This window comes from Streptomyces sp. Q2 (assembly GCF_056820935.1).
In genome coordinates this window covers 294670-308319 of sequence record NZ_JBXEJE010000001.1, presented here as the reverse complement: position 1 = coordinate 308319, position 13650 = coordinate 294670, and the positions used below count along the sequence as shown (strand labels likewise).

Here is a 13650-nt window from a genome sequence, read left to right as displayed (position 1 = left end):
TCGACCCGTCGATTACGGGCCAGCCGCACCAGGGACGGGCAAAGTTCCCGACCTGATGGGCACCATTCGAGGACGCTTGGTACCCCGGTGGACATGCCAGCGGCGGTACGAATCCTCGTACCGCCGCAACCCTTTCCCAGGGGCTTTCGGGACTTTCCGCAGACTCGCTACGCAGCCCCGCGCTGCAGCGCCTCGCACACCGCCGTCGACTCGCGGGCCCCCAGTTCGACCGCCCGGCCACAGTGGGCGATCCAGGCGGCCATGCCCTGCGGGGTGCCGGAGACGTAGCCGTCGAGCGCCGCCAGGTAGGCGGCTCGGCCCAGTTCGGCGTGACCCACCTCCGCCGGGCAGACGGACTTCGGGTCCAGGCCGCTGCCGACCAGGACGATACGTTCGGCCGCGCGCGCGACCAGACCGTTGTGGGAGACGAAGGGGCGCAGGGCGAGGAGTTCGCCGTGCACGACGGCGGCCGTGACCAGAGCGGGTGCCGAGCCTCCCGCGATGATCAGTTCGGAGAGCCCTTCGAGGCGGCCGGAGACCTCTCCCGCGCTCGGCAGCGGCAGCTCGATGAGCGGCTCGTCGACCGGCTCGCCGGCCTGACGCGGGCGCCCGACCTCGTCGCCCGAGGTCGCGGCGGCCACCAGGTGCAGCCGGGCCAGCACGCGCAGCGGCGACTGCCGCCAAATGGACAGCAGTTGCCCCGCCTCGGCGGTCAGCCGCAGGGCACCGCCCATGACGCGCGCCTCGTCGTCGCCGCTGAAGTCGGTGCGTCGGCGCACCTCCTCCAGGGCCCAGTCCGCGCCGGACAGTGCCCCCGACCCGCGCGCGCCGCGCAGGGCGGCCTCGGAGGTGATCTCGTTGCTGCGACGGCGCATGACCCTGTGGCCGTAGACCCGGTCCACGGCCTTGCGCATGGATTCCACGGACTCGGCCACACCGGGCAGCGAACCCAGGGCAGCGAGCGGATCGGCGGTCGCCCCTGTCGTACTCATAAGTACGACCCTACGCAGCCCGGGCGCCCACCCCACGAAGGAGTGGTCTTCTTCACGCACACCCGGCACCCACGGCTACGGCACCACTACGCTTGGTGAACATGAAAATTGCTTTCGTCGGGAAGGGCGGCAGCGGCAAGACCACTCTGTCCTCCCTCTTCATCCGCCACCTCGCGGCCACCGGGGCGCCGGTCGTCGCCGTCGACGCAGACATCAACCAGCACCTGGGGCCCGCGCTCGGCCTGGACGAGGCGGAGGCGGCCACGCTGCCCGCGATGGGTGAGCGGCTGCCGTTGATCAAGGACTACCTGCGCGGCGCCAACCCCCGTATCACCTCGACCGAGACGATGATCAAGACGACCCCGCCCGGCGAGGGCTCGCGGCTGCTGCGGGTGCGCGAGGACAACCCGGTGTACGACGCCTGCGCCCGACCGGTGGAACTGGACGGCGGGACCGTCCGTTTGATGGTCACCGGCACCTTCACGGACGCAGACCTGGGGGTCGCCTGCTACCACTCCAAGACCGGAGCGGTGGAGCTGTGCCTGAACCACCTCGTCGACGGGCCCGACGAATACGTGGTGGTGGACATGACGGCAGGCTCGGACTCCTTCGCCTCCGGCATGTTCACCCGCTTCGACATCACGTTCCTCGTCGCCGAACCGACCCGGAAGGGGGTCTCCGTCTATCGCCAGTACAAGGAGTACGCCCGCGACTTCGGCGTCACCCTGAAGGTCGTCGGCAACAAGGTGCAGAGCGACGACGATCTCGATTTCCTGCGCGCCGAGGTAGGAGACGACCTGCTCGTGACGGTGGGGCACTCCGACTGGGTGCGCGCACTGGAGAAGGGCCGGCCGCCCCGGTTCGAGCTCCTGGAGGAAGCCAACCGCCGCGCCCTGAGCCGGTTGCGGTCGGCCGCCGACGCGACGTACGACCTGCGTGACTGGGAGCGCTATACACGCCAGATGGTGCACTTCCATCTGAAGAACGCCCAGTCCTGGGGCAACGAGCGCACCGGGGCCGACCTGGCAGCGCAGGTCGACCCCTCCTTCGTGCTCGGCGAGAGTGTCGTGGCAACCGCCTGACCGCCACCGCCTGACCACTACGGCCGAACGGCCGGACAACTCCCGCCGAACGGCCTCAGGATTACTGCCGCTTGGCCGTCGGCGCCCCGGGCACGCCCTTCGGGGCCGGGGCCGGGCGGCCGCCCGACAGGAAGGAAGCCCAGCTCTGCTTCGGAGCCTCGCCGACCGTCAGGGAGCGCAGCTTCTGGAGGGTCTTCGGGTCCTGGGCGTCCAGCCAGTCGGCGAGCTGACGGAAGGACACACAGCGCACGTCGGGCTTGTTGCAGACCTGCCCGATGACCTCCTCGACGGCCCGCATGTAGGTGCCGCCGTTCCAGGACTCGAAGTGGTTGCCGATGATCAGGGGCGCGCGGTTGCCGTCGTAGGCCCGGCGGAAGCCCCCGAGGAGGCCGTCGCGCATCTGGTCGCCCCAGAAGTCGTGCTTGGCCGGGTCACCTTGGGTCCTGGTGCCCGACTGGTTGACCATGAAGTTGTAGTCCATCGTCAGCTGCTCGTAGGAGTGCCCGGGGAACGGCACGAGCTGCATCGACAGGTCCCACAGGCCTTCCTTCTTCTTCGGCCAGACCTGGTCGTTGACACCGCTGGTGTCGTAGCGGAAGCCCAGCTCGCGGGCGGCCTTCATGAAGTTCTTCTGGCCCTCCAGGCAGGGTGTCCGGGCGCCGATGAGCTCCTTGTCGTAGTCGAAGGGCAGCGGGGACGCGTCCTGCAGGCCGGCGTTGGTCTTCCAGGACTTCACGAAGTGCTTCGCCTGGGCGATCTCGTCCTTCCAGTCCTCCACCGACCACTCGCCGACCCCGCCGCCACTGCCGCAGAAGTGGCCGTTGAAGTGGGTGCCGATCTCGTTGCCCTCCAGCCACGCCATGCGCAGCTGCTTCGCGGTCTCGGCGATGCCTCGCTCGTCGTTGAAGCCGATGTCGGAGCGGCCCGGGGAGTGCTGCGGCGGCCGGTAGAGGTCACGCTTCTCCTCCGGCAGCATGTACACGCCGCTGAGGAAGTACGTCATCGTCGCGTTGTTCGCCTTGGCGACCTTGCGGAAGTGGGAGAACAGTTTCTGGCCGTCCTCGCCGGCGCCGTCCCAGGAGAACACCACGAACTGCGGGGGCTTCTGACCCGGCTTGAGGCGTTCGGGCCTGGGCAGGTGGGGCTGGGCTCCGGTGTACGAGGTGGAGCCGTCGCCGATCAGGCGGACCACTCTCTTGGGCGGCGCCTGGGCCGGCTTCGCCTTCTGCGGCCCTGGCGCTGCTGTGGAACCGTCGCTGCCGCTCGCGCAGCCGGCGAGGGACGCGGCACAGACCGCGGCGACCACGGCGCCCGCGGCGATCCTCTGGGTGGCGGCCATGTTCCGCCCACCTTCTTCCTTCTCTCGGCCCGACGCCGGTGAGGGCGTGTTGTGGCCGCCAAGCTCGCACGGGACCGAGAAGGAATTAGTACGACAAGCCGATCAAGGAGTCGCTTCACTCTCTGGAGTGACCTATTCACCCATTTGCCGGGAAAGTCTATGCCTGCCCTTTACTCTGCATTACGATCCATTTACTGAGCGTTGATTCATCCCGCCGCTGCACGCCGTGACCCACGGCCGCCGACCCGACCCCCCGCCATCGGGGGACCACCAGATCGCGACCGCGCTGCCCCGGAGGAGACGGGAAAACATGTCAGCCTGCGTCCCCACTCGCCCCGCCGACTCGACTCGGCCGGAGAGCACCTACCAACCCCACAGCACGCCACCGCCACCATCCCGGCGCTTCCGCGTCGCGGGAGCCGACGTGTCGGCCTCGATCGCGGTCTTCCTGATCGCCCTGCCCCTGTCCCTCGGCATCGCCCTCGCCACCGGCGCGCCCCTGCAGGCCGGCCTCGTCGCCGCCGCTGTCGGAGGCATCGTCGCCGGCCGGCTCGGCGGCGCGCCGCTCCAGGTCAGCGGCCCCGCCGCCGGGCTCACCGTGGTCACCGCCGACCTCATCCAGCGCTACGGCTGGCGGACGACCTGCGCCATCACCGTCCTGGCGGGCCTCGTCCAACTCGGCCTCGGCTGCCTGCGCGTGGCCCGCGGCGCCCTCGCCGTCAGCCCCGCGATCGTGCACGGCATGCTCGCCGGCATCGGCGTCACCATCGCCGTCGCCCAACTGCACATCGTTCTCGGCGGCACCCCGCAGAGCTCCGTCCTCGACAACCTGCGCGCTCTGCCCGCCCAGTTGGCGGGCCTGCATCCGGCCGCCGTGTCGGTGAGCGCGCTGACCCTGGCCCTGCTCCTGCTGTGGCCCCGGATTCCCGGCCGGGCAGGGCACCTGCTGCGCCGGATCCCGGCCGCGCTCGTCGCCGTCGCCGGGGCCACCGCCGCCGCCTCGTTCGCCGGACTGACCCTGCCCAAGGTCGACCTGCCGTCCTGGCGCAGCCACGCCCTGGCCGGACTTCCCGAGGGACCGGTGCTCGGCCTGGTCGCCGCCGTGCTCACCACCACGCTGGTGTGCAGTGTGCAGTCGCTGCTCGGCGCGGTCGCCGTGGACAAGCTGGTGGCCGGCCGCCCCGGCCTGCCCGCCGGCGTCGGACGCTCCGACCTGGATCGCGAACTGCTCGGCCAGGGCGCCGCCAACATCGTCTCCGGTGCGCTCGGCGGACTTCCCGTCGCGGGCGTCGCCGTGCGCAGTTCGGCTAATGTCCAAGCCGGTGCCGTGAGCCGGAACTCCACGATGTTGCACGGCGTTCTCGTAGTAGTCGCCGCGCTGCTGATGGTCCCGATCCTGGAGTTCATCCCGCTCGCCTCGCTCGCCGCCCTGGTGATGGCCGTCGGCATCCAGATGGTGTCCCTGCACCACATCCGCACGGTGACCCGCCACCGAGAGGTGCCGGTGTACGCCGTCACCACACTCGGCGTGGTCCTCCTCGGCGTCCTGGAGGGCGTCACGCTCGGCATCGCCGTGGCCGTCGCCGTCGCCCTGCACCGCCTCACGCGCACCCACATCACGCACGAAGAGAAGGAAGGAGTCCATCACGTACGCGTACGAGGACAGCTGACGTTCCTCGCGGTGCCCCGGCTCAGCCGGGCCCTGCATCTCGTGCCCCAAGGCGCCCAGGTCGTCGTGGAGTTGGGCGGGTCGTTCATGGACCACGCGGCGTACGAGTCACTGCAGGACTGGCAGAACACGCACACCGCGCGGGGCGGCTCCGTCGAACTCACCGGCCGCCGCGCAGGGGTCCGGACCGGCGAGCACGAAAGCGCGGTCGACCTGCACGCCGAGGCCGTCGGTATGCAGCCGGCCACCGGCACCGCCGACTGCCGCTGTCGCCCCTGGACACCCTGGCGCAACCACCAGTGCGACCGCCCGCAACCCCTGCCACCCCACGACGGACATACGGGCAGATCCGGCGCACCCGCCGCACCCGGCACGCCCGGTGCGGCGAGCGGGCACGAACTGGCGCGTGGCATCAGCGCGTTCCAGCGCCACACCGCACCGCATGTGCGGGGTGAGCTGGCCCGGCTGGCGCGCGAGGGCCAGCAGCCGTCCCAGCTCTTCCTCACCTGTGCCGACTCGCGCCTCGTCACCTCGATGATCACCTCCAGTGGTCCGGGCGACCTCTTCGTGGTGCGCAACGTGGGCAACCTCGTTCCGCTGCCGGGTCAGGAGAGCGGTGACGACTCGGTGTCGGCCGCGATCGAGTACGCGGTGGACGTGCTGAAGGTGCGCTCCATCACGGTGTGCGGACACTCCGGATGCGGGGCCATGCAGGCGCTGCTCAACTCCGAGCCCGGAGGCGCCCAGACGCCGCTCAAGCGGTGGCTGCGGCACGGGCTGCCGAGCCTGGAGCGCATGGCCGACAACGACCGGCCGTGGGCCCGGCTGGCCGCACGGGAGCCCGCCGACGCGGTCGAGCAGCTCTGTCTGACCAACGTGGTCCAGCAGTTGGAGCACCTGTCCGCCCACGAGTCGGTGGCCCGGGCCCTGCGGGAAGGGGCGCTGGAACTGCACGGGATGTACTTCCACGTGGGAGAGGCCCAGGCCTACCTGCTCACCGGAGCGGGCGCGGACGAGGTGTTCGACCAAGTGCGGGCGGCGGACGTGCCTGTGTGATGAAGCCGGGGCACGTCGCGGGCGGGGCGCAGATCCACCCGCCCGCGGCGCGCATCTGGGCCACACTCCGGTTCGCAAGGCGTGACCTCGCCCTTGGCGGCGTAGAAGAACGCGATAGGTAACCCCGTGCCGCCCTCCGGGTCAGGTCGGTCTCGCGGGCCGGGCGGCGGCGTCCGACGAGACGGCGTGGCGGGCGATGCCATACAGCCAGTCAGACCCGTACGCCGCGGCCAGACCGCTACGCCACAGCCCCGTTCGCGGCACCGGCTCGGCCGTTCGCCACACCGGCTGAGCCGGTAGGTGTCAACGGGTCCACGACAGCGAGGAAGATCCCGGCCGTCAGTTCCGCGACGGTGTGGGCGTCCGCGTCGGCATCGGCGACACGCCGGGCCGCAAAAAGATGTCACCGCGTCCACATGGCGCCTGTGGAACTCTTCGAGGAGCAGCGGGCCACCGGCAGCTTCCCCGACGCCCGCCCCTATCGCTTCTACGCGCTGTCCCCTCCCCTCCACGCTCCTCCATGCCTCTCCACCCCTCTCCATGGCGCTGCACCTGCACTTGGGCCGGAGTGTGAAAGGCGTTACAAGTGCTGAACTCCGCGTGGTCGTCGTCCGTGGGTACGGATGACCCCGGCCGCCGAAACCGACGTGCACCGACGCACACACAGGTCTAAACCAATTTTCCGTCGACCCTTGTCACCGGGCCCCCGGGTCTGATGAGCTGTGGCCTGGGACACAGCGGACAATCCTGAGAATGGGAGATGTCGTGAGCAACGAAAGCCTGGCCAACCTGCTGAGGGAGGAGATGGGACAGTGAGCGAGAATTCCTCCCTCTCCAACCTGCTTCGTGAGGAGCGCAGGTTCGCACCCCCCGCGGACCTGGCGGCCAACGCCAACGTCACCGCGGAGGCGTATGAGCAGGCCAAGGCTGACAGGCTCGGCTTCTGGGCCGAGCAGGCCCGTCGGCTGACCTGGGCCACCGAGCCGTCCGAGACGCTGGACTGGTCGAACCCGCCGTTCGCCAAGTGGTTCAAGGACGGCGAGCTCAATGTGGCGTACAACTGCGTGGACCGGCATGTGGAGGCCGGGAACGGCGACCGGGTCGCCATCCACTTCGAGGGCGAGCCCGGCGACAGCCGCGCCATCACCTACGCCGAGCTCAAGGACGAGGTCTCCAAGGCCGCGAACGCCCTCCTGGAGCTGGGAGTTCAGAAGGGCGACCGGGTCGCCGTCTACATGCCGATGATTCCGGAGACGGCGATCGCGATGCTCGCGTGCGCCCGGATCGGCGCCGCGCACTCCGTCGTCTTCGGCGGCTTCTCGGCGGACGCGCTCGCGACCCGCATCCAGGACGCCGACGCCAAGGTCGTCATCACCACCGACGGCGGATGGCGGCGCGGCAAGCCGTCGGCCCTCAAGCCGGCCGTCGACGACGCGGTCGCCCGCGTGGACAACGTCGAGCACGTCCTCGTCGTCCGCCGGACCGGCCAGGAGGTCGCCTGGAACGACGCGCACGACGTGTGGTGGCACGAGATCGTCGAGCGGCAGTCCGCCGAGCACACGCCGGAGGCGTTCAACGCCGAGCACCCGCTGTTCATCCTGTACACGTCCGGTACGACGGGTAAGCCGAAGGGCATCCTGCACACCTCCGGCGGCTACCTCACGCAGACCGCGTACACCCACCACGCCGTCTTCGACCTCAAGCCCGAGACCGACGTCTACTGGTGCACCGCCGACGTCGGCTGGGTCACCGGGCACTCGTACATCGTCTACGGCCCGCTGGCGAACGGCGCCACGCAGGTCATGTACGAGGGCACGCCGGACACCCCGCACCAGGGCCGCTTCTGGGAGATCGTGCAGAAGTACGGGGTGACCATCCTGTACACCGCGCCCACGGCGATCCGTACGTTCATGAAGTGGGGCGACGACATCCCCGCGAAGTTCGATCTGTCCTCGTTGCGGATCCTCGGCTCGGTGGGCGAGCCCATCAACCCCGAGGCCTGGATGTGGTACCGCAAGCACATCGGGGCCGACCGGACGCCCATCGTCGACACCTGGTGGCAGACCGAGACCGGCGCGATGATGATCTCGCCGCTGCCCGGTGTGACGGCGACCAAGCCGGGGTCGGCGCAGACGCCGCTGCCGGGCATCTCCGCGACCGTCGTCGACGACGAGGCCCGGGAAGTGCCGAACGGTGGTGGCGGTTACCTCGTCCTCACCGAGCCGTGGCCGTCGATGCTGCGCACCATCTGGGGCGACGACCAGCGCTTCCTCGACACGTACTGGTCGCGCTTCGAGAGCAAGTACTTCGCCGGCGACGGCGCGAAGAAGGACGACGACGGCGACATCTGGCTGCTGGGCCGGGTGGACGACGTGATGCTGGTGTCGGGCCACAACATCTCCACCACCGAGGTCGAGTCGGCCCTCGTCTCCCATCCGTCGGTCGCCGAGGCGGCCGTCGTCGGAGCGGCGGACGAGACGACCGGCCAGGCGATCGTCGCCTTCGTGATCCTGCGCGGCACGGCGAACGCCGATGACGAGAACCTCGTCGCCGACCTGCGCAACCACGTCGGCGCCACCCTCGGCCCGATCGCCAAGCCGAAGCGGATCCTGCCGGTGGCCGAGCTGCCGAAGACCCGCTCCGGCAAGATCATGCGCCGCCTGCTCCGGGACGTCGCCGAGAACCGCCAGCTGGGTGATGTGACCACCCTGACGGACTCCACCGTCATGGACCTCATCCAGAAGAAGCTCCCGGCCGCCCCCAGCGAGGACTGAGTACGGCGGTCAAGGGCACCCGGCGACAAGCGCGCCGGGTGCCCTTTTCACACCTAACGTAGGGATCGCCGGATTCCTCCCCGCGCACCGTGGATAGACTGAACAATCAGGTGCGCCGGGAAGTCTGGTCGGCAAGTGCTCCACGCTGCCCACCGACCGGAGGCCTCCCCCGTGACCGCGCCCCGCCCCACCACCCCCCGCAAGGCCCTCGGCCGGCTCTCCCTCCCCGAGCGGACCTTCGTCGCGGACGCGCTGCGCACCGAGACCGTCGGCGGTGTCCTGCTGCTCGTCTCCGCGGTCGCCGCGCTGGTCTGGGCGAACGTCCCGGTGATACACGACAGCTACGAGAGCGTCAGCCACTTCCACCTCGGCCCCGCGGCCCTCGGCCTGAACCTGTCCATCGAGCACTGGGCGGCCGACGGACTCCTCGCGGTCTTCTTCTTCGTCGCCGGCATCGAGCTCAAGCGCGAACTGGTCGCCGGTGACCTCAAGGACCCCAAGGCGGCCGCGCTGCCCGTCGTGGCGGCCCTGTGCGGGATGGCCGTACCGGCACTCGTCTACACGCTCACCAACGTCACCGGCGGCGGCTCGCTCCAGGGCTGGGCCGTGCCCACCGCCACCGACATCGCCTTCGCACTCGCCGTGCTCGCCGTCATCGGCACGTCCCTGCCGAGCGCCCTGCGCGCGTTCCTGCTCACCCTCGCCGTGGTCGACGACCTCTTCGCGATCCTGATCATCGCGGTCTTCTTCACCGACGGCATCGACTTCGCCGCGCTCGGCGGCGCGGTGGCCGGCCTCGCCGTCTTCTGGCTGTTGCTGCGCAAGGGCGTACGCGGCTGGTACGTGTACGTCCCGATCGCGCTCGTCATCTGGGCGCTGATGTACAACAGCGGCGTCCACGCCACCATCGCGGGCGTCGCGATGGGCCTGATGCTGCGCTGCACGACCCGCGAGGGCGAGAAGCACTCCCCGGGCGAGCACATCGAACATCTCGTACGTCCGCTCTCGGCCGGGTTGGCCGTGCCGCTGTTCGCCCTGTTCAGCGCGGGTGTCTCGCTCTCCGGGGGCGCGCTGGGCGACGTGTTCACCAAGCCGGAGACGCTCGGCGTGGTCCTCGGCCTGGTCGTCGGCAAGGCGCTCGGCATCTTCGGCGGGACCTGGCTGACGGCCCGGTTCACCCGGGCCTCGCTCAGCGACGACCTCGAGTGGGCCGACGTGTTCGCGGTGGCGACCCTGGCCGGCATCGGGTTCACCGTGTCGCTGCTCATCGGCGAGCTCGCCTTCGACGGCGACGCCACCCTGACGGACGAGGTCAAGGCCGCCGTACTCACGGGATCCGTCATCGCGGCGCTGCTGGCGACGGTGCTGCTGAAGATGAGGAACACCAAGTACCGCCGCCTGTGCGAGGCCGAGGAGCGCGACGACGACCTCGACGGGATCCCGGACATCTACGAGGAAGACGATCCGGAGTACCACCTGCGGATGGCCGCGATCTACGACCGCAAGGCCGCCGAGCACCGCCGGATCGCCGAAGTGAAGGTCGCCGAACGCCACACGCTTGCCGAAGTGACGGGCGGGGCAGGCGATGAGGACGGTCGTCCGGCATGATCTGACGGGACGGCACAAAAGGACCGCTCCCCGTCAGGCACATCAGTCCGGCACATCAGTCAGGTACACAGCAGAAAAGGGAGAACGCGATGAGCGCACCCGACGGCAGCCCGGTCGGCGCCGAACGCAGCATCGGCCAGCTGTTCGCCTCGGCGACGACCGAGATGTCCGCGCTGGTGCACGACGAGATCGCGCTGGCCAAGTCGCAGCTCAAGCGGGACGTCAAACGCGGAGCGACGAGCGGCGGCGCCTTCACGGTGGCCGGGGCGATCCTGCTCTTCTCGCTGCCGATGCTGAACTTCGCGCTGGCGTACGGCATCCGCACCTGGAGCGACTGGAACCTCGCGGTCTGCTTCCTGCTCTCCTTCGCGGCTAACGTGCTGATCGCGCTCGTCCTCGCCCTGATCGGCGTCGTGTTCGCGAAGAAGGCCAAGAAGAGCAAGGGCCCGCAGAAGGTCGCCGCCTCGATGAAGGAGTCGGCGGGCGTCCTGCAGAACGCCAAGCCGCACCCCCGCCCGGCGGCCCTGGAGGACGGGCTCCCGGACGCCAAGGCCATCGAGGCTGTGGCACGCTCATCCTCATGACGGATCCTGCGACACCTTCGGCCCAGCCCGCCTCGGTCGTACGACCGGACGGACCCTGGACCCACCGGGAGGTCGCCGCCAACGGCGCGCGCTTCCACATCGCGGAGATGGGCGACGGGCCGCTGGTCCTGCTGCTGCACGGCTTCCCCCAGTTCTGGTGGACCTGGCGGCACCAGCTGCCCGCGCTCGCCGACGCGGGCTTCCGGGCCGTGGCCATGGACCTGCGCGGTGTCGGCGGCAGCGACCGCACCCCACGCGGCTACGACCCGGCCAACCTCGCCCTCGACATCACCGGCGTGATCCGTTCCCTCGGCGAGGCGGACGCCGCGCTGGTCGGCCACGACCTGGGCGGCTACCTGGCGTGGACGGCGGCCGCGATGCGCCCCAAGCTCGTGCGGCGGCTCGCGATCGCCTCGATGCCACACCCCCGGCGCTGGCGCTCGGCGATGCTGTCGGACGTCAAGCAGACCACTGCGGGTTCCTACATCTGGGGGTTCCAGCGGCCCTGGATCCCCGAGCGGCAGCTCACCGCCGACGACGGCGCGCTCGTCGCCCGTCTCATCCGGGACTGGTCGGGCCCGCGCCTGCCGGACGACGACGCGGTCGAGGTGTACCGCCGCGCGATCTGCATCCCCTCCACCGCGCACTGCTCGATCGAGCCGTACCGCTGGATGGTGCGGTCGATGGCGCGTCCCGACGGCATCCAGTTCAACCGGCGGATGAAGCGGCCGGTGCGGGTGCCGACCCTGCACCTGCACGGCTCGCTCGACCCGGTGATGCGGACGCGGAGCGCGGCCGGCTCCGGCGAGTACGTCGAAGCGCCGTACCGTTGGCGGCTGTTCGACGGACTGGGGCACTTCCCGCACGAGGAGGACCCGGTGGCCTTCTCCACCGAGCTCATCAACTGGCTGAAGGATCCCGAACCCGATCGGTGACCGTGCCGATGCGCCCGGTATCCGGACCCGGCGCCCCGACCTGAACACGTGTCCTACGAACGGCCACTTGCCTGGCGCATAGGCCAATTGGGGGGCCTGGGGGCGGTTATCGACCTTGGGGCAGGGGCAGACGTCCGGGTATGGGCTGGACGCACGACTACAGTGACGCAGCACGCAATCGACGCTCGGGCAGCGCCCTGGGCTCCCACCAACGAGGCGGTCCCCCGCACATGGCGGGCACGGACCTGAGGGTGGGCATTCCGCGCATTCTGCGCCGCCGAGCCCGTTGGGTCTCGGTACGCCTGCGTCATCCGCGAGGCTGACGCTCCCCTTTTTTTCCGCACCTCTCTGCACCCGGGGCTCGGGTTTTCCCGAAACCCCGGGCTCAGAGCGCGCAGCTGTCGCTGTCCACCTGCTGGTTCGCGGTGCGCCCCTTGGTGATGTCCTCCTGGATCTCGTCCGCGGTGAGCGCGTACCCGGTGTCGGCGTCGTCGAGGGACTTCGCGAAGACCACGCCGTACACCTTCCCTTCGGGGGTGAGCAGCGGGCCTCCGGAGTTGCCTTGGCGGACGGTCGCGAACAGCGAGTACACGTCGCGGCGCACGGTGCTGCGGTGGTAGATGTCCGGGCCGCTGGCCGTGAGGCGCCCGCGCACGCGCGCGGCACGGACGTCGTACGACCCGTTCTCCGGGAACCCGGCGACGATCGCGCCGTCCCCGCTGCTCGCGTCATCGGTGGTGAACTTCAGCGCGGGTGCGCTCAGGTCCGGTACGTCGAGTACGGCGATGTCGCGCTCCCAGTCGTAGAGGACGACCGTCGCGTCGTGCTTCTTGCCCTCGCCGCCTATCTGGACGGTGGGCTCGTCGACGCCGCCGACGACATGCGCGTTGGTCATGACGCGGCGCTCGCCGAAGACGAAACCGGTGCCCTCCAGGACCTTGCCGCAACTCTGGGCGGTGCCCATGACCTTGACGATGGAGCTCTGCGCGCGGGTGGCGACCTCGCTGTTGGCGAGGGCCGGGTCCGGAGGACTGACCTCCTTGATCGGCTCGTTGGAGAACGGGCTGAAGACCTGCGGGAAGCCGTTCTGCGCGAGGACCGAGGTGAAGTCCTTGAACCAGGTGTCCGCCTGACTGGGCAGCGCCTCCGACACGCCCAGCAGCACCTTGGAGCTGCGGACCTCCTTGCCCAGGGTCGGCAGCGTGGTCTGCGCGAGGGCGGAGCCGATCAGCCAGGCGACCAGAAGCATCGCTACGACGTTGACGAGGGCCCCGCCGGTCGCGTCCAGGGCGCGGGCCGGGGACCAGGTGATGTACCGGCGCAGCTTGTTGCCGAGGTGGGTGGTCAGGGCCTGGCCGACGGAGGCGCAGACGATGACGACGACCACCGCGACGACGGCCGCGGTCGTACTGACCTCCGCGTCGTCGGTGAGCGCGTCCCAGACGACGGGCAGCAGGTAGACGGCCACGAGACCGCCGCCGAGGAAGCCGATCACCGACAGGATGCCGACGACGAAGCCTTGGCGGTAGCCGACGATCGCGAACCAGACGGCGGCGAGCAGCAACAGAATGTCCAGCACGTTCACCGGTTCGAGCCTCGCCTCATCACTTT

The 13650-nt window shown here is 70.0% G+C and carries 10 protein-coding genes; 7 read left to right on the top strand and 3 right to left on the bottom strand.

Annotated features, from left to right (window positions below):
* Positions 1-167: 167 nt before the first annotated feature.
* Entirely contained in the window at positions 168-992 is an 825-nt protein-coding gene (locus ACWBNA_RS01420) for a Fic family protein (protein WP_482701419.1), read from the bottom strand.
* Positions 993-1093: 101 nt separating this feature from the next.
* Between ACWBNA_RS01420 and ACWBNA_RS01415 the strand changes: the two genes are divergently transcribed.
* On the top strand, positions 1094-2074 hold the full coding sequence (locus tag ACWBNA_RS01415; RefSeq protein ID WP_482701417.1) for an ATP-binding protein: 981 nt from the start codon (positions 1094-1096) through the stop codon (positions 2072-2074).
* A gap of 61 nt (positions 2075-2135) precedes the next feature.
* Here the strand turns inward: ACWBNA_RS01415 and ACWBNA_RS01410 are convergent, their stop codons facing one another.
* Complete coding sequence (locus ACWBNA_RS01410; protein ID WP_482701415.1) at positions 2136-3413, bottom strand: polysaccharide deacetylase family protein; 1278 nt, start codon at positions 3411-3413, stop codon at positions 2136-2138.
* Between the two features lie 310 nt (positions 3414-3723).
* On the opposite strand from ACWBNA_RS01410, the gene ACWBNA_RS01405 reads away from it, so the two are divergent.
* The 6 genes from ACWBNA_RS01405 to ACWBNA_RS01380 all read left to right on the top strand — a co-directional run bounded on the left by ACWBNA_RS01405 (position 3724) and on the right by ACWBNA_RS01380 (position 12362).
* On the top strand, positions 3724-6138 hold the full coding sequence (locus ACWBNA_RS01405) for a bifunctional SulP family inorganic anion transporter/carbonic anhydrase (protein ID WP_482701413.1): 2415 nt from the start codon (positions 3724-3726) through the stop codon (positions 6136-6138).
* 812 nt (positions 6139-6950) lie between these two features.
* The gene (gene acs / locus ACWBNA_RS01400; protein ID WP_482701411.1) at positions 6951-8912 is read left to right on the top strand and encodes an acetate--CoA ligase; all 1962 of its coding nucleotides are present in this window, start codon (positions 6951-6953) and stop codon (positions 8910-8912) included.
* Between the two features lie 171 nt (positions 8913-9083).
* A complete protein-coding gene (gene nhaA, locus ACWBNA_RS01395) occupies positions 9084-10520 on the top strand; it encodes a Na+/H+ antiporter NhaA (RefSeq protein WP_482701409.1) in 1437 nt (478 codons plus the stop codon).
* Between the two features lie 89 nt (positions 10521-10609).
* Entirely contained in the window at positions 10610-11104 is a 495-nt protein-coding gene (locus ACWBNA_RS01390; protein WP_482701407.1) for a phage holin family protein, read from the top strand.
* The gene (locus ACWBNA_RS01385) at positions 11101-12039 is read left to right on the top strand and encodes an alpha/beta fold hydrolase (RefSeq protein ID WP_482701405.1); all 939 of its coding nucleotides are present in this window, start codon (positions 11101-11103) and stop codon (positions 12037-12039) included. Before ACWBNA_RS01390 ends, ACWBNA_RS01385 begins: the two co-directional genes overlap by 4 nt.
* Before the next feature lie 140 nt (positions 12040-12179).
* Complete coding sequence (locus ACWBNA_RS01380; protein WP_482701403.1) at positions 12180-12362, top strand: hypothetical protein; 183 nt, start codon at positions 12180-12182, stop codon at positions 12360-12362.
* A 62-nt stretch (positions 12363-12424) separates the two neighbouring features.
* On the opposite strand, the gene ACWBNA_RS01375 is transcribed toward ACWBNA_RS01380, so the two are convergent.
* Entirely contained in the window at positions 12425-13624 is a 1200-nt protein-coding gene (locus ACWBNA_RS01375) for a MarP family serine protease (protein WP_482701400.1), read from the bottom strand.
* Positions 13625-13650: the final 26 nt, after the last annotated feature.

What these genes read in the sequence shown, in the direction of transcription:
- ACWBNA_RS01420 (WP_482701419.1), bottom strand. Translation starts at nt 992, where the DNA reads ATGAGTACGACAGGGGCGACCGCCGATCCGCTCGCTGCCCTGGGTTCG.
- ACWBNA_RS01380 (WP_482701403.1), top strand. Translation starts at nt 12,180, where the DNA reads ATGGGCTGGACGCACGACTACAGTGACGCAGCACGCAATCGACGCTCG.
- ACWBNA_RS01405 (WP_482701413.1), top strand. Translation starts at nt 3,724, where the DNA reads ATGTCAGCCTGCGTCCCCACTCGCCCCGCCGACTCGACTCGGCCGGAG.
- ACWBNA_RS01385 (WP_482701405.1), top strand. Translation starts at nt 11,101, where the DNA reads ATGACGGATCCTGCGACACCTTCGGCCCAGCCCGCCTCGGTCGTACGA.
- ACWBNA_RS01410 (WP_482701415.1), bottom strand. Translation starts at nt 3,413, where the DNA reads ATGGCCGCCACCCAGAGGATCGCCGCGGGCGCCGTGGTCGCCGCGGTC.
- ACWBNA_RS01390 (WP_482701407.1), top strand. Translation starts at nt 10,610, where the DNA reads ATGAGCGCACCCGACGGCAGCCCGGTCGGCGCCGAACGCAGCATCGGC.
- ACWBNA_RS01415 (WP_482701417.1), top strand. Translation starts at nt 1,094, where the DNA reads ATGAAAATTGCTTTCGTCGGGAAGGGCGGCAGCGGCAAGACCACTCTG.